A 21,891-nucleotide genomic window follows, 5' to 3' on the forward strand; every position below is an offset into this window, starting at 1 on the left:
ACGGCAGACTTCCGGGCCAAGGAGAAAAGGCGTGGGAGCAACTTTCAATTCACTGCGGCAAGCGACTCGGATCGGTCGTCATTCCATTGTGACGGCCGTTTTGATTTCCTTTGCTCTCGTGGTTGCCGTCGTGACCCTGATGGTGTTGACCGCAATCGGGCGCGTCGCTGATTACTCCAACAAGCTGGATGACGAACGTTCCTGGGAGACGACCGTCGGCGCCCTGAAAACCTTCCAGGGGCAGCTGGAAGCGACGCTGCATGACCATTCCGCGCGCAACGACGCGGCGCGAAGCGTCTACGGGACGAACGACCGGGGCTGGATTGCCGGTAATTACGGCGACATCTCCTCCAATGGCGCCCTGTTCGATACCGCCGTCATCGTCGACGACCACAATAAGCCGATTATTGCCTATCACGACGGCGTTCCGTTGACGGAGAATATCGAGGACGTCCTCGGCACCGCCATCTGGGCCTTGGTCGATCAGGCGCGCACCATGCGTGTGACGGGGGTGCCGGAAGCCTCGGGCTACATCATGACCAGGAATGGCATCGCCGCTGCCGGCGCTGCGACGATTCGCGAAAGGTCCGGCCGCATTCCCGCGCCGGAGGGCCAGCGGCGTTATCTGATCCTCGTGCGCTATCTCGACGCTGCCCGGATCAAGATGCTTTCCAACACCTATGTCATCAGCGGCCTGAAGCTGATGCCGCCGGAAACCGTGGCTCGCTACGCCGTTTCCATCGTCGATCCGCTGGGCAAGTCGCTTGGGCGGCTGGTCTGGAGCTCGCGCGAACCGGGCGACATGAGCTACCAAAAGGTCCGCCCACTGGTTCTCGGTGCGCTCGGCCTTGTCGGCCTGTTCTTCGTCGTGCTGCTGATCTTGGGGTCATTGGCAGGGCGCCGGTTGCGGTCGGAGGAGGTTCAGGCGCGTCAGGTTTCACTGCGCGACAGGTTGAGCGGCCTCCTCAACCGGGAGGGGCTGCGGCTCGATGTGGACCGGCTGGTCGAACGGGCGCGCAGCGACGGCACCAATGTCCTGCTTCTCTATCTCGATCTTGATGGTTTCAAGGAAATCAACGATTCCTATGGGCACGGCATGGGCGATCAGCTCATTCGCGCCGTGGCGGCTGGCCTCAGCGTGCTCGTGCCGCCACAGGCGGCGCTGGCCAGGGTTGGAGGAGACGAATTCGCCATCGTCTTCCCGACCAAGGAACTCAACGACGCGCCTGCCTTACAGCTGGCGGAACAGATTTTGGATTTTCTCTCCGAGCCCTTGGAAATCGGCCAGCGAGTGGTCGTCGTCGGCACCAGCATCGGCATCGCCACTTCGCCGGAAGGCCGTATCGACAGAGAGGAACTGGTGCGCCGGGCCGATCTTGCCATGTACAAGGCCAAGGAGGCGGGCCGTGCCCGCATGACCTGCTACGACACGGCCATGGATGCCGATCGCGAGGAGCGCAACGCACTGGAGCTCGACCTGCGCCGCGCCATCGAGATGGAGGAGCTGACGCTCGCCTATCAGCCGCTGGTCGATGCGTCGAGCTGCGAAATGACCGGCGTCGAGGCGCTCGTGCGCTGGAACCGTCCCGGCCATGGTCCGATTTCGCCCGAGGTCTTCATTCCTATTGCGGAAACCAGCGGGTTGATCGAGGCATTGGGCTTGCTCGTCCTGCGCAAGGCCTGCGAAGCCGCGCGGCAATGGCCGGATCTTCGCATTGCCGTCAATGTGTCCCCGGGGCAGTTCCGTAATCCTGCCTTCGCCGATTACGTCCGCAGCGTGCTGAACAGGACGGAAATCGAGGCTGAGCGCGTAACGCTGGAAATCACCGAAGGCTATATGATCCAGAATCCGGAGCGCACCCGTCAGTCGATCGAGCGGCTGAAGAGGCTCGGGGTCAAGGTGGCTCTCGACGATTTCGGCTCCGGTTTCTCTTCTATCGGCTATCTGCGCCAGTTCGGCTTCGATCGCATCAAGATCGATCGTTCACTGACCATGAATGTGCTCGAAGACGACCGCGCCCGCGAAATGCTGCAGGCGACGGTGGCATTGGCGCGTTCGCTCGATATTCCCGTCACGGCCGAAGGCATCGAAACCGAGGCGCAGGGAAGGGCGCTGGAAGGCTTCGGCTGCGACGAGCTGCAGGGCTATTTCTACGGCAAGCCCATGCCGGAAACCGAGATCAGCAAGCGGCTCGCCGTGCAGATGGCCATGGAGCTGGACGAAGAGCACGCCGCCGCTTGATATGCTCAAAGCATTTCTGTTTTCCCTGGAACTGCTTCAGCCGATATGTTCGTGGCCGCGCTTGCGGGCGAGCGCGATCTGCCGCTGCCTCTCGCGATAACGTTCGCGATCCTCTTCGCTGCGCTCGTGATAGCAATGGCTGCAGGAGACGCCGGCTTCGTAGAAGGGCGAGGTCACTTCCTCGGCCGTGATGGGATTGCGGCAGGCGTGGCAAAGCTTGTGATTGCCTTCCTTCAGGCCATGCTCGACGGAGACGCGCTCGTCAAAGACGAAGCAGGCGCCTTCCCAAAGGCTTTCTTCCGCCGGCACTTCCTCCAGATATTTCAGGATGCCGCCCTTGAGATGGTAGACTTCGTCGAAACCCTGCTGCTTCATGAAGGCGGTGGCCTTCTCGCAGCGGATGCCGCCGGTGCAATACATGGCGATCTTCGGCTTGTTGTGCAGGCCGGTATTCTCACGCACCCATTCGGGAAACTCGCGGAAGGTCTTCGTCTTCGGATCGACCGCGCCCTTGAAGACACCGATGGCGGTCTCATAATCGTTGCGGGTGTCGATGACGATCGTATCGGGATCGGAGATCAGCGCATTCCAATCCTTCGGCGCGACGTAGGTGCCGACCACCTTGGTGGGGTCGACATCCTCGACGCCCATGGTGACGATCTCTTTCTTCAGCTTCACCTTCATGCGTACGAAAGGCATTTTCGTGGCACGGCTTTCCTTATGCTCCAGGCCGGCAAATTCCGGTTGGGCGCGCAGGAAGGCGAGGACTGCGCCGATGGCAGCATCCGTGCCGGCGATGGTGCCGTTGATCCCTTCATGCGCGAGCAGCAGCGTGCCCTTGACGCCATTTTCCTCGCAGAGCGCAAGCAAAGGCTCGCGCAGACTTTCGAAGCGCGGAAAGGAAACGAAATGATAGAGCGCGGCAACGAGGAATGCGCCGGTCGTGTCGCGCCGTGGATCTGAAAGCATGTCGGTCATGGCGGGGAAATACAATTTTGTGGGCTTTCAGGCAATCGGGATTTACGTCGCAATCCCGATTGCCTGGTGCATTGACCGGGCAGGATGACGGCAAAGTTAGGCCAACAGGCTGAAAGACCGATTGAATCGTCCATGCTCGGCATGTCGCCGCCTCAATCCGCAGCTTCCAGCCAGAGGCGCTTTATAGTTCGTGCCTCGCGCTCGGGCTTGTCGGCAAAGACCCAGCGCGCCCGGTTCAGTGCTTCCTCACGGGCCATCTGCTGCCGGGAAATGATCGCCTCCAGCAGACGCGCGTGATCGTCGCTCCCGTTGAAGAGATGCGGCTCGCGGTCCGCGACGTCAGACAATATCGACATGTCGAGATAGCGGCCGAGCACATCGACCAATATCTTGGCCTCCAGTTGCTTCGCATGCATGGCGGCGGGCCAGACCTCGCGCAGCAGCATGTGATGCATCCAGTAATCCTGACTGCGCTTGCGCAGATCGTGAAAACACTCGGCATGGGCCACTTCCGCATGGCATTCGGAAAGCGCCTGCATTGCCTTGCGGACGTTCTTGCGCCAGCCTTTCTGGAAAAGACGGGCCGTATCGCGCCGCCCTCCCTCGAATGATGCATCCTTCAACGCCTCGAGTGCCTCGCTGCAGGTGGTGATTGCCAGCCGTGCCTTGGCTTCGAGATCGGTCTCGGCCTCAGCGAGGCGGTCGCGCCTGCTGGTCAGGACATCGGTTACGCGGGTAAGCGCCTGCAATTCATCTTCGGATTTCGCCGTCGTCTGCAGGTCGTGGCCGGCCTCAATCAGCGCGGTCGCGTCGCGTACGCCGGAAAGCGAGCGGGCCATGTCGCCAAGCCGGTCATTCTCCTGCTGTTGAAATTCGCGCGCGATGGGCGCCATCAACCGGTAAAGCGCGCGCACGCGCTTGATGTTCTTCCGCGCGGCGTGAACCGCTTCGTGCAGGCCTTGGGGCCTATCCGTCAGAACAGCCATCGCTTTGCCGAGTTGATGCGCGGCGGCTTTGTGCACCTCGCCATCAAGAGCCCGGTCAGGCCGTACGCGATAGCTCATCGTACTCCTGTTCGAACTGCGTCGCGAGAGCCTGATTGGAATAGCGGTATTCGCCGGTCACTTCGCGGCCGATCCAGTCCGGCAGTTCCGGATCATCGCTTTCGTCTTCCATCTCCACTTCGGCGATCACAAGACCGCGATGGGCGCCACGGAAGACATCCACCTCCCAGACAAATCCCTTGAAGGGCACCTTGTGGCGGGTCTTCTCGATGACGAGGCCGATCGCCGTTCCCAGAAGCTCCTCGGCGTCATCGACGGGGATCTCGTATTCGAACTCATCCCTCGTCATCGCCTTGCCGATCTTGATCGTCAAAGTCGCCGTGGTCTCGTTCGTCAGCCTTATCCGCACGGAGCGGTCGTTCATGGAGGCAATATATCCCTGTCGCAGGATCAGCTTTTCCGAGGCGAATTCACGCCAATGATCGCCGCGCACCAGAAACTTTCGCTCGATCTCTTTTGCCATGCGTTTAACATGCTCCACCGGCACAGACCGAGGCAGACTATAGTATGTCACGACGAATTCCTACCCGTCCTGTCCAAAGCGTGCTTTTGTCTCGACAAGCATTCTCGGGGAGGTTATTCGAGAGCCGGTTTCAATCGTTTTAAAGGAGCGCACCGACCATGGGCGAGAAAACCGAAAAGCTTCTTTCCATTCTGAAACTGCAGCCCGTCGTTCCGGTGCTGATCGTCGATGATGCGAAATCGGCCGTGCCGCTCGCGCGGGCGCTCGTTGCCGGCGGTCTGAAGGCCATCGAGATCACGCTGCGCACGGCTGGCGCGCTCGATGCCATCAAGGCGGTCGCCGAAGAGGTGGAAGGGGCCGAAGTCGGCGCTGGTACGATCCTCAATGTCAGCCAGTGGGATGCAGCCGTCGAAGCCGGTTCCAAGTTCATCGTGAGCCCCGGCACGACCCAGGAACTGCTGGACGCCGCGCGCTCCTCACATGTGCCGCTGCTGCCGGGTGCTGCGACCGCAAGCGAAGTCATGGCGCTGCGGGAGGAGGGCTATACGGTGCTCAAGTTCTTCCCGGCCGAGCAGGCCGGCGGCGCGTCCTATCTCAAGGCTCTGTCTTCGCCGCTCGCCGGTACGGTGTTCTGCCCGACCGGCGGTATCTCGCTGAAGAATGCTCATGATTATCTGTCGCTGCCGAACGTGATCTGCGTCGGCGGCTCCTGGGTGGCGCCGAAGGAGCTGGTTGCCGCCGGCGACTGGGCCGGTATCACCAAGCTTGCCGCCGAGGCCGCAGCCCTCAAGGGTTAAGACATCCCTCTGTCCAATTTCAAAGGCGCGTGGAGCTTTCTGCGCGCCTTTTTGCATGATGTGGATTGGTATTTGCGGTTGCGCTTCCTATCTCCCCTTCACCATCACAAGGACGGAGGACCATCCATATGATCGACGCCCGCAAGCTTCTTGACCAGTTCCTGGGATCGCAGGTCCCTGGAATGCAAGGAACGGTGAAAGACAGGGCAACGCAGGCCATCAATCTCGCCAGGGATAATCCGATGGCGACAAGCGCTATCGCCGGCGTGCTGCTCGGGACGAAAACCGGGCGTCAGGTTGCCGGCAATGCGTTGGCGCTCGGCGGCCTCGCCGCTATCGCCGGACTTGGCTATCAAGCCTACAAGAATTATCGTGATGGCAATCAGCCTCAGCCGACATCCCAATCGACCCAGCAGGCCGAGCCGCAATTCCTGCCGCCGCCGTCAGATTCCGGTTTCAGCACAGCGCCGGCCGTCGCCAGCAATGATTTTACGCTTTCGCTCGTGCGGGCCATGATCGCTGCTGCGCGCGCCGATGGCCATATCGACGATGTGGAGCGTCAGCGTATTCTCGGCAAAGTGCAGGAGGCGGGCGTCGGGTCCGAGGCGGAAGCCTTCTTCCAGCGCGAGCTTGCCAATCCCGTCGATCTTGATGCCATCGTTGCTTCGGCAAAGACCGAGGAGCAGCGGGTGCAGGTCTATACCGCGTCGCGGCTGGCGATCGAGCCTGATTCCCGGGCTGAGCGCGGCTATCTCGATCTGCTGGCCGGCAGGCTCGGTTTGGCCGATGCCCTGGTCGACCATATCGAGGCGACGGTTGCGGGCGCCAAAGTCCAGCTCTGACGGATAGCGCCGATTGCCTTTCGGCAGCGGCTGGCCTAAGCCTTCGCCGAAACATTTCATGGCGTGCTAGGGATCGGCGATTTGACGGACAAAAAAAGCAACACCCGCTCGGCGGCGATCGCCGCCGGCATTATTTTGGTGGTGGCGACGGTCGCGCTTTACCTGATGCCGAATGTCATCGTCCGGCTCGGTTCGATCTCGCCATGGCTCGGCACTGGCTTCGGCGTATTGGTCATCCTGGCCTTCTTCCTGGTGTTCTGGCTGAGAGCCCGCTACCAGCGGCGCAGGGACTCCTAGAGCCTTTCCGCTTTTCTCCGAATCGCGAAAACGCTCTATCGTTTTGTTGTTACGCAATTCCGGACGGAAAACCGCTTCGCACTTTTCCGGGAATTGCTCTAGCGGCCGTCAGTTCTGCAGCGAGGCGCCGAGTAGAATGACGCCGGTGCCGATGACCAGCAGCGCGCCGAGAATTTCGATGCCATTGCCAACCCAGGCCGAAAGCCTCGATCCCTTGCCGGTGAAACGGACTGCGGTGCCTTTTGCGAAGACGGCGATGATGGCAAGCAGCGAGACGGTCAGCGCCGTGCCGATGGACATGGCCAGCACGGACAGAAGCCCGCCGAGATAGAGCCCGTTCAGCATCGAAAAAGTCATGACCAGCAGTGCGCCAGAGCACGGGCGCAGCCCGACGGCGATGATGGCCGACCAGGCTTCGCGGACACTGAATTTCTCGTTCGACAGCATCTTCGGATCGGGAAGGTGGGCGTGCCCGCATGCCTCGCAATAACCGCCATCGCCTGTTGCATGTGCGGGATCATAGCAGTGATAGCCGCCGGGCGCCGGCATCGTTGCGCGGGCGCGTGCAAAACTTCTTGAATCCGTGCCCGTTGCCGCTCCTTCGAACAGAGAGAGGCCGATCGGGCCGGCCGATGTCGCGAGCTGCATTTCCTGGCGCTGCGCCCGGCTCTGCAGCATCGCCCGCAGCTTGCGGAACAGCAGCCAGCTGCCGAACAGGATGACCATGACGAAGCTGGTGATTTCCATGGCGTTGGTCGCCATCGTCATGGTGATGCCCGAGCCGCGCAGGACGAAATAGGCAGCGCCCACGACAAGGACGGCGACAAGGCCCTGGATGAGCGCGGAAACGAACGAGATACCGATGCCGCGTTTCAGCTCGATTTCGTTGGCGACCATGTAGGAGGAAATGACAGCCTTGCCGTGGCCCGGGCCGGCGGCATGAAAGATGCCATAAGCGAAGGAAAGGCCGATCAGCGTCCAGAGTTGCCAGGGGTCCTGGCGCATGGCTTCGATCGACTTGGTGAGCGCGCGGTAGAAAGCCTGCTGCTCGTAGTTCACATAGAGAAAGATCGGCGCAAGCGGGCCGCCGATCGGCTGGAAGCTCGGTTCCGCCGTGCCGATGCCGAGCGGCGAGCCTGCGGCATGTGCCAGACCGGCGGCCGCCAAAAGGGCGAGTACTGCGGCCGGAGCGAGCTTCCTTAGTCTCGAAATCAGCATTCGACGTCTATCCGCGTTGCGAAGAGTTTCGACATGGTCGTTCCCGTCGGATCGTTGAAGAAGGCATCCGTCAATGTCGATCTGTTTTCGGCGATAACCTCGTCCGGATTGGGGCGAACGACCTTCTGCGTGCAGCTCTTGAAGGCATTGCCCTCCGTCACCAACTCGTTGTCGCTCGGGAAATCGATGGAGGTATAGAGCGTCGAATCGTAAATGCCGAAGCTCAGCTTGTTGCCCTTGGCGAGCGGCATCGGCTCGGAGGGCTTGACGGCGAAGAACATCAAGAGCTGGCCGTCGCGATAATCGACATTGATGACGTCGGGCTTGGCCACCTTGATCGTTTTGCCGTTCAGCGTCAGGTTCGTGTAGTAATCGTAGTCGGCAAGCGACTCGCGCACCGTCTTGCCGACCTCCTTCAGCTCGTCCGGGTCGAGCTTCAGATTGGTGTTCTTGTCGAAATCCATCAATACGGAAGAGGAGAAGACCTCGTCGAAGCGCCAGACGTTGCGCAGCTCCTGCACATTGCCGTCTGCGCCTGCCAGTACTTCCAGGCGGGCTTCGACGAAAATATGCGGATGCGCGGATGCTGCGGCCGGCACGAGAAGCAGGCCGCCGGTTAGGGCAAGAGCATAGGCGGTCGTGGATTTTCTCATGCGTCCGATAGGTTTCGTGAGCATTGATTCGCTTCGTTTTCTGGTCAGGAAATGAGACGGAATTGGGACCGGCCCTTGCGTCCAGCGTCGTTCAGCCGTTCTTGCGGAACCAGTTGTGCAGATAGTCCACAAAGATGCGCACTTTGGCCGGGAGATAGCGCCGGTGCGGATAGACCGCATAGATGCCGCGGTCGGTGGGGAGATAGTCGTTGAACAAGGTCAGCAGCCGCCCGCTCTCGATCGCCTTGCGGCCGATGAAATCCGGGACGGCGGCAACGCCGAGATCGGAAAGTGCTGCACGCAGCGTCGCATGCGGGCTGTTGACCTCGAGCGTTCCGTTGATCGCGACGTTGAAATTGGTGCTGTCGGCATCGACGAAGCGGATGTTGCCCTGCGAGCGGGTGTTGGTATCGATGATGAAAGGCACGCGGGCAAGATCGGTCGGATGCACCAGCGTTGGATAGCGATCGAGGAATGCCGGGGTCGCGCAGAGATGGATGCGGAAGTCGGAGATCTTGCGGGCGATCATGCCGGAATCCTCGAGCTTGGTGATGCGCACGGCGACATCGAATCCTTCCTCGATCAGATCGACGAAACGGTCGTCGGCGGAGATTTCCAGCGCGAGATCGGGGTTCTCCTTGGCGAAATCGATCAACGACTGTCCGACATCGGCATCGACGAAGGTGCGCGGCACGGAAACGCGCAGCCGACCTTTGAGCTGCTGATTGTTCTCGCGCACGAGGTCGGCAAGATTGTCGATCTCCTTCAATATGTCGGAAGCGGTGCGATAATAGGTATGGCCAGCCTCCGTCATGGAGAACTGGCGTGTCGTGCGGTTGAGCAGCAGCGCGCCGAGCTCGTCTTCAAGCTCGCGGACATATTTCGACAGCAGCGCCTTGGATCGTCCCGTCTTGCGCGCGGCGGCCGAAAATCCTTCCGCTTCGACCACGTCGATAAAGGCGCGAATCCGGGTCAAAGTGTCCATGGCGAAGCCTCCCGTTAACTGTTTCTGGATGTTGAACAAAACGTGCTGATTTGTTCAATTATTTTTTTAGGGCATGGCTGAAAAATTTTCTTGATTATTACGGCGAATATTCCTATTTCCCGATCAGCCCAAAGTCGCACGTGCCCGTGGGTGTCCGCCGATCCTCGATGTGGTGAGAAAATCGGTAAGGTACCTGGAACTAACCCCTCCAGTCGCTATTTCGGCCAACCGAAAAATGCGAGGACATCTGAAGCAACGACGGTGCGGGCCTTTTTGTTCTCTCCCGGCTTTCCATCAGCTGGGGATACTGAAGAGGCACACCTTCATTGCCGGAAGTGCGGTTGGGATATTCCCTCCAATCCATGGCAGACAAAGCGAATTAGCGCCGCTTGCGGCACTCGTTCATTATCCGCGCTTCGCGCATTTGCACGGTACCGGGGTCTCCACCGGCTGGTTCCTGAGCGAATGAGCGTCGCCCTTTGTCCTCTGGGTTTTCCCGGAGCCTTTGGAATTTGAAAGGGAATTGACATGACCACGCAACGTATTCGCGATTTCCTCGCTACCCGACGTCCGGACGGTCCTTGCCTGGTGGTCGATCTCGATGTCGTCCGCGACAATTTTCACGCCTTCCGTCATGCCATGCCGGACAGCGCCATCTATTATGCCGTCAAGGCCAATCCGGCTCCGGAAGTGCTGCGCCTGCTCGCAAGCCTCGGCTCCAATTTCGATTGCGCGTCCGTCGCCGAAATCGAAATGGCGCTCGATGCCGGTGCGACCGCGGCTCGCATTTCCTTCGGCAACACCATCAAGAAGGAGCGCGATATCGCCCGTGCGCATGCACTCGGCATCAGCCTCTTCGCCGTCGACAGCCACGAGGAAGTCGAGAAGATTTCGCGTGCAGCCCCCGGCGCTCGCGTGTTTTGCCGCGTCTTGACGGATGGCGAAGGTGCGGAATGGCCGCTGTCGCGCAAGTTCGGCTGCGTGCCGCAGATGGCCGTCGACGTTCTCGTCTACGCCCATCAGCTGGGTCTGGAATCCTACGGCGTGTCTTTCCACGTCGGCTCGCAGATGACCAAGGTCGATGCCTGGGACGATGCTCTTGCCGATGCCAAGCGCGTCTTCGTTTCGCTCGCCAAGCAGGGCATCCACCTGCAGATGGTCAACATGGGTGGCGGTTTCCCGACCAAGTATCTGCGCGACGTTCCGTCGGCCGAAGCCTATGGCAAGGCGATCTTTGCGTCTCTGCGCGCCCATTTTGGCAACCAGATCCCGCACACGATCATCGAGCCGGGCCGCGGCATGGTCGGCAATGCCGGCGTGATCAAGGCTGAAGTCGTCCTGATTTCCAAGAAGTCCGACAATGACGCCGCTCGCTGGGTTTTTCTCGACATCGGCAAGTTCGGCGGCCTCGCCGAAACCATGGACGAGGCGATCCGCTACCCGATCCGCACGGAGCGCGACGGCGACGAGATGGAAGCCTGCGTTATCGCCGGTCCGACCTGCGATTCCGCTGACGTGCTCTATGAGAAGAACCTCTACCCGCTGCCGGTGACGCTCACCATTGGCGACGAGGTCCTGATCGAAGGCACCGGCGCGTATACCACGACCTACTCGGCTGTTGCCTTCAACGGGTTCGATCCTCTGAAGGCTTATATTATCTGAGTCCGATATCGCCGCCCCCGTAGCCAACCGGGGCGGCACCCTCACAATAGTTCGTCACCACCGCTGATAACGGTATTGGGTACGGGAGGCCGAGATGGCCGCTGTTCTTGATTCTGTCCGCGCATTCTTTGCGCCGTCCACTTTCACCCTCGACCTGGAAAACGCAGGCGATGTCGTCGCGCGCGAAAACCTGCTGGATCGCGCCATGGGCGCAGATCGCCGCAAGAAGTCATCCGAAAAGCTGCGCCACGGCCGTGTTCCGGCCGAAGGTCTGGCGCTGGTCGCGCGCGATCGTGCCGGCCATGTCATCGGCACGGTCCGCCTGTGGAACGTCGAAGCCGGTGTCGATCGCGAGACGCGTCCGGTCGATGCGTTGCTGCTCGGCCCGCTGGCGATCGATCCTGCCTATGAAGGCAAGGGCATTGGTTCGGCACTGATGCGTGCCGCCATCATGGAAGCCAAGAAACGCGGGCATGGCGCCATCCTGCTCGTCGGCGATGCGCCCTACTACGAGCGTTTCGGCTTCTTTGCCGTGAAGACCCGCCATCTTGTCATGCCGGGTCCGTTCCAGCGCGATCGTTTCCTGGCTCTCGAGCTCAAGGAAGGCTGGCTTGACAGCGCCGCCGGCATGATCGTTGCCAGCGGCCGCAAGCTCGCACAGCCGCCGGTCGCCAAGGCTGCGTAAAACGCACGAACAGCTTTGAGATTCTGCTACGCCTTCGCCCGCCTGAGCGAAGGCGTTTTTATTTGGCAGCCTTCATGCCATCCGTTGCCGGCTCGTAGCCATCCGTCAGCGTTTTCAGGAAGGCGACGACATCGGCGATCTCGGCATCGTTCAGGGCAGGGGTGTCGCCGGGCTTGCGGTTCATCGGTGCGTCGATGACGTCGATATTGGCTTGGTACTGGGCTGGCAGGTCATCATATTTCAGGACCTTACCACTCGCATCCTTCGGATAGATTTCGTCCGGATTGGTGTCGCGTTTGACGTAGAATCGGGTCACATCCTCGAGCGTGCGGTAGATGCCATTGTGGAAGAAGACATGGCGGGTGGCGACGTTGCGCAGGGTCGGTGTCTTGAAGAGCCCGCAATTCTGTTGCTGGGCCGAATATGTATCGTTGCGCAGCGGGCCGCAAATGCCGGTGTCATAATAGCGCGCATCGGCATTGGCCGGAATGGCCGGATTGCGCGGCGCCCCGAGCGCCTCGAATTCGAAATCGGTAAAGTTTGGCATCTGCCCGTCGCCCGTCATCTTATCCAGATGGCAGGAGGCGCAATTGCCCTTGTTCGCATCGTCGAACAGCTTCAATCCCCGCGTTTCCGCATCCGTCAGCACTGCCTTGCCGCGCAGGTAATAATCATACTTGCTCGTATAGGGATGGAAGGAAGGCTCTTCGATCTGATAGCGGGCGAGCGCGAAGCCGATCTCCGAAATCGTCATGTCCTGATCGTTGAGGACATTGTCGCCGAAGAGCGCCGAAATGTCCTTGCCGTATCCCTTTTTCAACTTGGCATAGACGGTGGCGGCATCGGCATTTGCCATCTCGAAGGGCGAGATCATCGGCTGCAGCGCCTGTTCTTCGAGTGAATCGACGCGCCCGTCCCAGAACATGCCGCCTTGCGGCACGAGGTTCGCGGCCGCTGCATCGGCCTTGATCACGGCCTGGGCCGTCAGCGGACCGGTGACGGCTGCGGGAGCATTGGCCAGAGCTACGCCCGATGCTTCGGTCATCGGCGAGGCTTCCGCTGCCTCATCGGCGGCGCTCTCTTCTCCGATCGAGAAGGAAGGCGTCGACATCTTGTAGGCGAGGCTGGGTACCGTGCGGATGCCAGGTTGATCGAGATGCGCGCCTCCAAGCTGGACCGTAAGGTCGTTGGCGGGCGCGTAGTGGTTGGCGGGATCATGGCAGGTCGCGCATGACATCTGGCCGCCGCCCGAGAGCGACGGATCGAAGAACAGCTTCTTGCCGAGTTGGGCAACCGCACTCAGTGGCGCCTGGTCATCATAGCCGCCGGTTGCCGAAGCACTGGCCGCCGGTTCGTTTGCCATGCCGATAGCCGCACCCGCAAGCGAAAGGCCCGCGAGTGCGAGGAGCGGCAGGAGACGGCGGTTGATCGAGGGCATTTCCGTCTCCCCTGTAATTTTAAGATGCCTGGTTGCCGGTCTTCGGATCGAGGATCAGCTTCGGTGCATCACCCTTGGACCAGTCGAACATGCTGTTCAGCGAGCCCGAGAGCACATCGAAGGAGCCGCCGCCGAGACGGGCCCCGGCCATCCAGTTATCCTGGATGAAGCGCATGACGGAGGTCTGGTCGGTCAGCGTATGGTCGACGAAGTTGACCTTGGCGTAGGGTGAGATGATGAGCAGCGGCTGGCGCGTGCCATAACCGCAACGTCCCTGAGCCGGCTGGCCGTTGACGCCGGGCAGCGGTGTGCCGGTGGAGCAGCCGTCGCCGCTCAGCACGTCGTAACCCTTGACCGGGAGTTTCGACGGATTGACGACCGCATGGGTATGGTCATACCAGCCGTCGGAATCGTCGTAGAGGATAATGATCGCGGTGTCCTTCCAGTCCGGCGAATTCTGCACGGTGTTGACCACTTCGGTCACGAATTCCTGCTCGTCGAGCGGATCGGAATAGCCGGCATGGCCATCCTGATAGGCGGGGGCCTTCAGGAAGCTGACAGTCGGCATGTTGCCGTTCTTCAGGGCCGCATAGAAGTCTGTCATGTCATACTGGTGGTTGGCTGCATCGGTGGTGCCGATTGCAGCGACCGAAGACGGACGCGCATGCGTCGGATTGGCGGTCGAGGCGTAGTACTGGAACGGCTGGTGATGCGGGATGTAATCACCGTAATTGATCTTGGTGACGGCCGAGGTCGTCGCGCGCTTGCAGCCGGTCGTGCCGTCCGGGTTGGTCAGCGAGAGGTCGAAGCCGCCTTCGAAGAAGCCCCAGGTGATTTTATGCTCGTTCAGCATGTCGCCGATGTTCTTGCCGTACATCAGCGCCGTCTGGCCGACCGAACAGACGTCGCCCGTCGGGTCGAAATCGCTGATTACGGTCCAGCCGCCATTGCCGTCGGGCACGATGCGACCCTTGGAATAGGTGCCGTCGCTTTCCAGCGTATAGCCGGGCGGCAGGATTGCACCGTTGGTCTGGCCGGAGATCAGGTTCAGCGCGCCGGGGGTGGAGGGGCCGAAATTGGTGGAGAAGGAATTGTCGCTCAGCGCATAGTGTTGGGCGTAGTTCCAGAGGGCCGTGACGGTATTGCCGTCATAAAAGCCCATGACCTGACCCTTGGTGCCGAAGGCGCCGGCGGCACCCTTGGTGCCTTTGCCGGTGTTGGCCGGGAAAAGGTCCATGGCGAAGTTGTCATAAGCCGCCTGTTCGGCGGTATAGCCGTGGTTCTGCGACTGGGTCGCCGCCTGCGTACGGTCGAGCCGGAAGGGGGCGGCCGCATCGGCGCCGTTCGCCGTGTTGGTCTTGTTCGGATTGGTGTCGAGAAGACCGGCATTGGCGAGCGTATTGATATCGGTCGGCGTGTTGTCGGCCGCCTTGAATTCCGGCTCTCCGGCGACGTTTGCGGCCTTGGGGTAGGTCGCGAAATAATGGTCAAAAGAAACGTTTTCCTGGAAGATAACGACAAGATGCTTGATCGGCGTCGCAGTATTCGGCGCCGGCGCCACGTCGGCGGCACCGGCGGTAGAACAGAGCAAAACAAGGGTAAGCGCGCTGCCGGCGGTAAGGGCGGCGCGACGTGAAAGACTGGTCATCGTCATATCCTCTTCGAGTGGGGGCATTGCTCCGGCGCATGTTGCGCCACGCCGGGCATAGAGAACCCTTTCGAGCTATCAACGGAGCATGACAGTTCCATGAAGGGTGAGGTGAGGCCATTCAGCTTTTGCCATCGCATTTCTGGCAAGCAATTGATTTTGCTGTGTTGGCAGGAAGCATGCGGGAGGTACCCGTCTTGTGTGTTTGCGATGCTACCTTATGTCACGGACGGCGTCGGTGCCTTCCATTCGCCATCGTGCTTCGAGACGGCCCTTCGGGCCTCCTCAGCATGAGGGCTGATCTTGTGTGCTTCGCGACGGAACTTGCTCCACCTCATGGTGAGGTGCATCGACGTTAAGCGCAGCGAAAACGGCGATGCCTCGAACCACGAGATGGCCGGGTTTGCGCCGGATGTTACCCAACCACATGATTTGCTCCGCCCCTCCAGAGGTGCGGAACTCGAAGAGCGGAGCCTCGAAGGACGAGGCGGCCCCGTCACCCAAATACGAAAGCTAGATATTCTGATCCATCGTCTCGGCCGGAATTTCATCGGCGCGATGGATGCGGACGACCGTGGCGGGAACGCCGGCGACGGTGCAATGGGGGGGGACGGGCTTCACCACGACGCTGCCGGCCGCGACCTTGCTGAAGGCGCCGACTTCGATGTTGCCGAGGATCTTGGCGCCGGCGCCGATCATCACGCCGTGGCGGATCTTCGGATGGCGGTCGCCGCTTTCCTTTCCGGTGCCGCCCAAAGTGACGTTCTGCAGAATGGACACCTCGTCCTCGATGACGGCGGTTTCGCCGATGACGATGCCGGAGCCATGATCGAGCATGATCGACGTGCCGATCTCAGCAGCCGGATGGATGTCCGGACCGAAGACGAGCGAGACGAGGTTGGAAAGCCAGCTGGCGATTTCCGTGCGGCCTTCGGTCCAGAGCGCATGGGCGATGCGATGGGCCTGCAGGGCGTGGAAGCCCTTCAGGTTCAGAAGCGCATGCAGATAGGTGGTGCAGGCCGGATCGCGGGTTCGCACCGCCACGAGATCGGCTTCCGTTGCCCGCAGGATTGCTTCGTGGCGAGCCAGCACATCGGACAATAGCGAAAGCAGATCTCCGTGGTCGATCCCGACGACGCAGAGCCGTGCGGCGAGCACATTGGCAAGGCTTTCCGCATCGGAGCGGCTGGCTAGTACCTGCGCCTGCAGCAGCGGGGCGAGCGTCGGCTCGCGCGCCGCAAGCTCAGTGGCTTCGCAACGGATCACGTCCCACACATTCTGGACGGAGGCAGGATTATTTCCGGCGGCTACCGTTCCTGACTGGGGCATGATCCTGCCTTTCTGCTCAGAGTGGTTGGACGCTTCATTGTATTGCTCTACCACTCTATCTGTTTGCTTTTACGCGATCCCGGACGGAGAACCGCTACGCACTTTTCCTGGAATTGCTCTTAGGCGGAAATGTCGATGACGCCGCAATCGCCGGCTTCGGAGGCGAAGGCGAGCAGCTTGCCGGATTTGCTCCAGCTCATCGACGTGATCGCACCCTTGCCAGGCCTGCGCAGAAGCGCCTCCTTGGCGTCGCCGATGCGAACCGCAAGGATCATACCATCGATGAAACCGATTGCGAGGATATCCTCGGCAGGATGGAACTTCACCGAAGTCGCCATGATGTTGGCGCGCGTGCCGAGCTCCAGCGGCGCCTTGCCCATCGGGCCATCCTTGCCCTGGAAGGGCCAGACGATCGCTGCCGGCGCGCCCGACGAAGCGAGCCATTTGCCCTTATTGGACCAGGAGAGCGACTTCACCTTTGCGGGATAGCCGGTCATGCGCATGTGCCTGGCTTCGGCGCCCGGCTTCGCATCCATCTTCCAGCCATGCAGGGCATTTTCCTGCATCGTCGTCACGATGAACTGGCCATCCGGCGAAAAGGTGACGCTGGTATGGGCGCCCTTCCATTCCAGATTGATCGGCTGGGCGCTCATGCCGACCCAATGCAGCGACACGCCGTTGTAGCGTGCGACGGCGATCCGCATGCCCTTGGGCGCAAAGGCGATACCCTCGACGGTGCGCTCCTCGGTAAATTCCTTCGTCGTGCCGTCGGCGAGACGCACGAAGGTGCTCTTGCCATAGGAATAGGCGACGGCGCCCTGCGGTCCGGCGGCGACCTGGCCGATCCATTTGCGCGGCGCTTCAGCCAGCGTTGCCGCGCTGCCGTCCGCGGTAATCCGGAGGACCTTGCCGTCCTCGCCGCCCGAAATCAGGCTCTCGCTATGGGGATCGCGGATACAGGTCAGCATTCCGTGATGGGCTTCGGTGACCTTCTCGCCGCCTTCGAGGCGATGGACTGCGCCGGCGGCGCTGGCGAAGAAGGGGGTGTCACCTAAAAATTCGACGGCCAGAACGTGGCCGTCGATATCAAGCGGAGCAACAGTCGGCATCAGGCGGACGCCTCGCACGCCTTGAAGCTCTGTTCCAGCTTTTCGCGATCGAGCTCGCGGCCGATGAAGACGAGGCGGCTCTCATGCTTTTCGCCATCCTTCCAGGGACGCTGATGATCGCCTTCGATGATCATGTGGACGCCCTGGACGACATAGCGTTCCGGGTCGTCCTTGAAGGCGATGATGCCCTTGAGGCGCAGGATGTTCGGGCCTTGCGTCTGCGTGATCTTCTGGATCCAGGGGAAGAAGCGCTCGGCATTCATCTCGCCGCCGCGCAGCGAAACCGACTGCACGGTCACGTCGTGGATCGGCGAAGGAGCGTGGTGGTGGTGATGGTCGTGATCATGGTGGTGATGATCGTGGTCATGATCATGATGGTGGTGGTGATCATGGTCATGGTCGCAATCCGGGCCGCAGACATGATCCTCATGGCCGTGTTCGAGGAAATGCGGGTCGTTTTCGAGAGCGCGTTCCAGGTTGAAGGCGCCCTGGTTGAGCACGCGGGCGAGATCGACGCCGGAGCGAGTCGTCTTGTAGACGCGGGCAGCCGGGTTGATCGCATGAACGATATCCTCGATCTGCGCCAGTTCTTCCGGAGAGACGAGATCGGACTTGTTGATGACGACGACATCGGCAAAGGCGATCTGGTCTTCGGCCTCGCGGCTGTCCTTCAGGCGCAGCGGCAGGTGCTTGGCATCGACGAGCGCGACGACGGCGTCGAGTTCGGTCTTGGCGCGGACGTCGTCGTCCATGAAGAAGGTCTGGGCGACGGGAACCGGATCGGCAAGGCCTGTCGTTTCGACGATGATGCCGTCAAAGCGGCCGGGGCGGCGCATCAGGCCTTCGACGACGCGGATCAGATCGCCGCGGACGGTGCAGCAGACGCAACCATTGTTCATTTCGTAGATTTCTTCGTCCGATTCGACGATGAGATCGTTGTCGATGCCGATCTCGCCGAATTCGTTGACGATGACGGCATATTTCTTGCCGTGGTTTTCAGACAGGATGCGATTGAGCAGCGTCGTCTTGCCGGCGCCGAGATAGCCGGTGAGAACGGTGACGGGTACGGGCTTTTGCGTGGCTGTTTCGGTCATGGGAGCCTCGAAATATGGAAGGTTGCCCCGGGGAGCAGATATTGGTCGGGTTCCATATAAGGAGTTGAGGACGCCAGTTCAAAGGCTTTTATATGTTATAAGATCACATTAGGTCCGGGATGGCTGGCTGAATATCGGTTTGCGAGAAATCATCGCCGACAAAGAGAAGAGGGCATCCAAATTCCTTGGCGGTCGCATAGGCAAAGCAATCGCCATAATTTAGGGCGGCCGGGTGAATTCCCTTACCCCAACGTGAATACGCATCAGCCGCAAGCTGCGAGCGTTCCGACGTGACTTCGATCACTTCGACCGCAGGCGAAGTCAGAAGTTCTCGCATTTGCTTATCGAAGCCCCGCCGTGTCGCAACGATGAGTGCTTCAAGCATTGTTCCTGCTGAAATAAGAACGCGATTTTCACTCTGAAACACGATTTCGCATGCCGAAGCGTGCAGCTCATTTGCAAGCATCGCAACAAGAGCCGAAGTATCGACGACAATCACTTGGGCAAACCATGCTCATCATATAAGAAGTCTTGGCTTCTGGCGGCATCGGGGCCTGGAGGTAAGTTTTTCCTCTTAACCTCCTCTTGCAGCTTTTTGATGAGGTTTCCCTTTTCTGCTGATGTCATGGGCCTTTTCATCGGCTGTATGCGCGCAGCCGGCATACCATCCTGTGTCAGCACAACTTCCTCGCCTTGCTTTGCAAGTCGCACCAATTCTTTGAGTTGGCCCTCAGCATCATCGAGGGAAATACGCATATCTGCCTCCCGGCGGATAAAGAAGATTGCCGATAATATGATGGATTGTGCCGCTTGATACAAGCAATCCGCTATCTGAACGCCTTCACATCAAACTCATTGACATCCTGCAAGAGTTCCAACAGGCCTTGCACCGCATGCGCGATCAGTCGCTCGCCCTTGGCAGCCGTCGCGACGCCTGCATTGCCGGCAACGCCCTGCGTGCTCAGATCGGACATCTTCCAGCCGAAGGCATGCGGGCCGTAGGCCCGCAGATGCTTGAAGCCCTCGATGAACTCCGATTGGCGCGACGGGAAGTTCGCCGCCTTCGACATATCAACCTTCTCCGGATGGAGGGCGAGCATGACCGATGTCTCGATGTCGCCGCCGTGAATGTCGATGGCCTTGTCGTCAGGCCTAATCAGTCCGTCCGGCACGCCGAAGCGGGTCCAACTGGTGGCGACCGCCAGCATGCCTAAGCGCACGCGCGCCTCCGTCGCGACGATGGTCATCAGCGGCGAGTTGCCGCCATGGGCATTCAGCATGACGAATTTGCGGATGCCGAGCCCGCTCAACCGCTCGGCGATACCGAGCCAGCGCCCGATAGCCTCGTCGAAGGTCAGCGTCTTCGTGCCGGCGACATCCATATGCTCGATCGAGTAGCCGACGGCCTCGACGGAAAGGAAGGTAACCGGCAGTTTGGCCGGCAAAGCAACCTTGAGACGTGAAACGATTCCCTCGGCAATGAGCGTATCGGTTTCGAATGGCAGATGCGGCCCATGTTGCTCATAGGCGCCAAGCGGCAGCACGGCGATCCATTTTGATCGCTCCTGCGGTGTCAATGTTTCATCATTGTCATCGAAACATGGCAAAGGATACGCCATCTGAGGATGTTCCTCTTGTTTATGTCAGTAACCTGCGCAATGTCATAGCGTGATGACTTAGCGGCGAAAAGGTCAATGGAATCACGATGGGCAAGAAGAACAAGGTCGGGAAGAAAAGTAAGTCAGGTAAAAAGAAGGATCACCGGGACTATACGCTTGCCGATCTGTCGCCGGCCTTGACGCAGGCGGCGCGGTCCATGCGCACGGTGATGACGCGCAGCCTGACGGCGAGCGGTCTTTATGCCGGGCAGGACGGCGTCATTCTGGCGCTGGCGGCAAATGACGGGCTTCCGGCTGGCACGCTGGCCCAGAAGCTCGGCGTCAAGGCGCCGACCATGACGAGGACGATCGGCCGCATGGAGGCGCAAGGCTTCGTCGAGCGGCGGCCGGATGCGGAGGATGCGCGGCTGACGAAGGTCTATCTCACCGAGACCGGCCGCAATAGCGTAAGCGAGATCGAAAGCTCCGCCGCTACCTGCGATGAACTGGCCACCCGCGGCTTCTCCGAAAAGGAAATCCGCTCGCTCGTGCGCCTTCTCAAGACGATCGAGAGTAATCTTCAGGCCGGCGACGACGAAGACGACGACGAGGAATTCTGAGAATCCTCGCGAATTCGTGTTGCGCGATGTGATTAAAGCTTTTAATTAAAGATTTTAAATTCCGGAATTGTAAAAGGACGGAATATGTTGACGGCTGCGTTTCACGGGGGAGGGAGTGCGTGGCGCAAAAGATTAAGCTTTCTACGATTGCGGAAACGCTCGGTATTTCAACGGCAACTGTATCCCTGGCCTTACGCGACAGCCCATTGGTCGCGGTCAATACCCGCGAGAAGATCAAGGACCAGGCCCGCGCGCTAGGCTATATCTACAATCGCCGCGCGGCGAGCCTCAGGACATCGCGGTCGGGCATTATCGGCGTCGTCGTGCACGACATCATGAACCCCTTCTACGGGGAGATTCTGAAGGCGATCGAAAGCGAGCTCGACCGTAGCCGCCATACCTTCATTCTCTCCAATCACTATGATTCGGTCGAGAAGCAGCGGACCTTCATCGAGACGCTGCTGCAGCTCGGCGGCGATGGCGTCATCATGTCGCCGGCGATCGGGACGCCGCCGGAAGATTTCGAGCTGGCGGAAGAAAACGGCATGCCGGCCATCCTTGTGGCACGACAGATCGAAGCGCTGGATCTGCCGACTTTTCGCGGCGACGACAGCTACGGCATTTCGCTTGCGACCAATCACCTGATCAGCCTTGGCCACCGCTCCATCGCGATGATCGGCGGTACCGACCAGACCTCGACGGGGCGCGACCGTTACCAGGGCTATGTCAATGCGCTGCGCAAGGCTGCCATCGAGGTCGATCCCAATCTGCGTATTCCCGGCGCGCGCTCCAAGCAGGGCGGCTTCGAGGCTGCCGTGCATTTCCTGTCGCTGCCGCAGAAGCCGACGGCTGCCGTCTGCTGGAACGATCTGGTCGCCATCGGCCTGATGAACGGCATTTCACGCGCCGGCCTTGTGCCAGGACGGGATATTTCGGTTACCGGCTACGACGATCTGGAGGAAGCGGCGATTGCGACGCCGGCGCTGACGACCGTCTGGAACGGTCAGGCCGAAGTCGGAAGGCTTGCGGCGCGGGCGCTTTTGGATAGGTTGGCAGGAAGCCATGAGCCGGATGGTATCCATCTTATCAAACCGGAAATGCGCATCCGCCAATCCACGGCGCCCTACAAAGCTCGCTAGCAGCGGTTCGGCGCCGAACCGTCTCTCAAG

General features: G+C 60.4%; 22 protein-coding genes. 8 read left to right on the forward strand and 14 right to left on the reverse strand.

Features of this window, described 5'->3' with window-relative positions:
• The first annotated feature begins 31 nt into the window (after window positions 1-31).
• Window positions 32-2,242, forward strand: a complete 2,211-nt coding sequence (locus FP026_RS08825; RefSeq protein WP_149634259.1) for a putative bifunctional diguanylate cyclase/phosphodiesterase — start codon at window positions 32-34, stop codon at window positions 2,240-2,242.
• A gap of 36 nt (window positions 2,243-2,278) precedes the next feature.
• Here the strand turns inward: FP026_RS08825 and FP026_RS08830 are convergent, their stop codons facing one another.
• From FP026_RS08830 to FP026_RS08840, 3 genes are all read right to left on the reverse strand, one after another.
• Entirely contained in the window at window positions 2,279-3,211 is a 933-nt protein-coding gene (locus tag FP026_RS08830; RefSeq protein ID WP_432444111.1) for a rhodanese-related sulfurtransferase, read from the reverse strand.
• A 161-nt stretch (window positions 3,212-3,372) separates the two neighbouring features.
• Window positions 3,373-4,284 (reverse strand): CHAD domain-containing protein, encoded by a 912-nt coding sequence (locus tag FP026_RS08835; RefSeq protein WP_149634261.1) that lies wholly within the window; start codon window positions 4,282-4,284, stop codon window positions 3,373-3,375.
• Window positions 4,262-4,747: a CYTH domain-containing protein gene (locus tag FP026_RS08840; protein ID WP_149634262.1), complete on the reverse strand. Its 486-nt coding sequence runs from the start codon at window positions 4,745-4,747 to the stop codon at window positions 4,262-4,264. The genes FP026_RS08835 and FP026_RS08840 overlap by 23 nt, the downstream gene beginning before the upstream one ends.
• A 158-nt stretch (window positions 4,748-4,905) precedes the next feature.
• Here FP026_RS08840 and FP026_RS08845 point away from each other — a divergent pair, with 158 nt between their 5' ends.
• From FP026_RS08845 to FP026_RS08855, 3 genes are all read left to right on the forward strand, one after another.
• Complete coding sequence (locus tag FP026_RS08845; RefSeq protein WP_149634263.1) at window positions 4,906-5,544, forward strand: 2-dehydro-3-deoxy-phosphogluconate aldolase; 639 nt, start codon at window positions 4,906-4,908, stop codon at window positions 5,542-5,544.
• 128 nt (window positions 5,545-5,672) lie between these two features.
• Window positions 5,673-6,386 carry a tellurite resistance TerB family protein gene (locus FP026_RS08850; RefSeq protein ID WP_149634264.1) on the forward strand — a complete coding sequence of 238 codons (714 nt, stop codon included), beginning with the start codon at window positions 5,673-5,675 and terminating at the stop codon, window positions 6,384-6,386.
• Window positions 6,387-6,467: 81 nt separating this feature from the next.
• Window positions 6,468-6,683, forward strand: a complete 216-nt coding sequence (locus tag FP026_RS08855) for a hypothetical protein (protein WP_188112543.1) — start codon at window positions 6,468-6,470, stop codon at window positions 6,681-6,683.
• Between the two features lie 108 nt (window positions 6,684-6,791).
• Here the strand turns inward: FP026_RS08855 and FP026_RS08860 are convergent, their stop codons facing one another.
• The 3 genes from FP026_RS08860 to FP026_RS08870 form a co-directional block, all read right to left on the reverse strand.
• Window positions 6,792-7,901, reverse strand: coding sequence for a nickel/cobalt transporter (locus FP026_RS08860; RefSeq protein WP_149634266.1), 1,110 nt, complete (start codon window positions 7,899-7,901; stop codon window positions 6,792-6,794).
• A complete protein-coding gene (locus FP026_RS08865; RefSeq protein WP_188112544.1) occupies window positions 7,895-8,554 on the reverse strand; it encodes a DUF1007 family protein in 660 nt (219 codons plus the stop codon). The genes FP026_RS08860 and FP026_RS08865 overlap by 7 nt, the downstream gene beginning before the upstream one ends.
• Before the next feature lie 91 nt (window positions 8,555-8,645).
• Entirely contained in the window at window positions 8,646-9,539 is an 894-nt protein-coding gene (locus FP026_RS08870) for a LysR family transcriptional regulator (RefSeq protein WP_149634268.1), read from the reverse strand.
• Between the two features lie 528 nt (window positions 9,540-10,067).
• Between FP026_RS08870 and odc2 the strand changes: the two genes are divergently transcribed.
• Complete coding sequence (gene odc2, locus FP026_RS08875; protein ID WP_149634269.1) at window positions 10,068-11,201, forward strand: ornithine/lysine decarboxylase; 1,134 nt, start codon at window positions 10,068-10,070, stop codon at window positions 11,199-11,201.
• Between the two features lie 94 nt (window positions 11,202-11,295).
• On the forward strand, window positions 11,296-11,886 hold the full coding sequence (locus tag FP026_RS08880) for a GNAT family N-acetyltransferase (RefSeq protein WP_149634270.1): 591 nt from the start codon (window positions 11,296-11,298) through the stop codon (window positions 11,884-11,886).
• A gap of 58 nt (window positions 11,887-11,944) precedes the next feature.
• Here FP026_RS08880 and FP026_RS08885 read toward each other — a convergent pair whose 3' ends face one another.
• From FP026_RS08885 to FP026_RS08920, 8 genes are all read right to left on the reverse strand, one after another.
• Window positions 11,945-13,324, reverse strand: a complete 1,380-nt coding sequence (locus FP026_RS08885) for a cytochrome-c peroxidase (protein ID WP_149634271.1) — start codon at window positions 13,322-13,324, stop codon at window positions 11,945-11,947.
• 19 nt (window positions 13,325-13,343) lie between these two features.
• Window positions 13,344-14,972: a phospholipase C gene (locus FP026_RS08890; protein ID WP_149634272.1), complete on the reverse strand. Its 1,629-nt coding sequence runs from the start codon at window positions 14,970-14,972 to the stop codon at window positions 13,344-13,346.
• 513 nt (window positions 14,973-15,485) lie between these two features.
• Window positions 15,486-16,301, reverse strand: coding sequence for a serine O-acetyltransferase (gene cysE / locus FP026_RS08895; RefSeq protein WP_149634273.1), 816 nt, complete (start codon window positions 16,299-16,301; stop codon window positions 15,486-15,488).
• Between the two features lie 119 nt (window positions 16,302-16,420).
• Entirely contained in the window at window positions 16,421-17,410 is a 990-nt protein-coding gene (locus tag FP026_RS08900) for a WD40 repeat domain-containing protein (RefSeq protein ID WP_149634274.1), read from the reverse strand.
• Window positions 17,410-18,504 (reverse strand): CobW family GTP-binding protein, encoded by a 1,095-nt coding sequence (locus FP026_RS08905; protein WP_149634275.1) that lies wholly within the window; start codon window positions 18,502-18,504, stop codon window positions 17,410-17,412. Before FP026_RS08905 ends, FP026_RS08900 begins: the two co-directional genes overlap by 1 nt.
• Window positions 18,505-18,607: 103 nt before the next feature.
• Window positions 18,608-19,003, reverse strand: coding sequence for a type II toxin-antitoxin system VapC family toxin (locus FP026_RS08910; RefSeq protein WP_149634276.1), 396 nt, complete (start codon window positions 19,001-19,003; stop codon window positions 18,608-18,610).
• A complete protein-coding gene (locus FP026_RS08915; RefSeq protein ID WP_149634277.1) occupies window positions 19,000-19,260 on the reverse strand; it encodes a type II toxin-antitoxin system Phd/YefM family antitoxin in 261 nt (86 codons plus the stop codon). Before FP026_RS08915 ends, FP026_RS08910 begins: the two co-directional genes overlap by 4 nt.
• A gap of 71 nt (window positions 19,261-19,331) precedes the next feature.
• A complete protein-coding gene (locus FP026_RS08920; RefSeq protein WP_149634278.1) occupies window positions 19,332-20,123 on the reverse strand; it encodes a creatininase family protein in 792 nt (263 codons plus the stop codon).
• An 86-nt stretch (window positions 20,124-20,209) separates the two neighbouring features.
• Between FP026_RS08920 and FP026_RS08925 the strand changes: the two genes are divergently transcribed.
• Window positions 20,210-20,722 (forward strand): MarR family winged helix-turn-helix transcriptional regulator, encoded by a 513-nt coding sequence (locus FP026_RS08925; protein ID WP_149634279.1) that lies wholly within the window; start codon window positions 20,210-20,212, stop codon window positions 20,720-20,722.
• Between the two features lie 119 nt (window positions 20,723-20,841).
• Window positions 20,842-21,861, forward strand: a complete 1,020-nt coding sequence (locus FP026_RS08930) for a LacI family DNA-binding transcriptional regulator (RefSeq protein ID WP_112335169.1) — start codon at window positions 20,842-20,844, stop codon at window positions 21,859-21,861.
• Window positions 21,862-21,891 lie beyond the last annotated feature (30 nt).

The organism is Martinezella tropici (genome assembly GCF_008370325.1).
In the GTDB taxonomy this organism is placed as follows: Bacteria; Pseudomonadota; Alphaproteobacteria; order Rhizobiales; family Rhizobiaceae; genus Rhizobium; species Rhizobium tropici_B.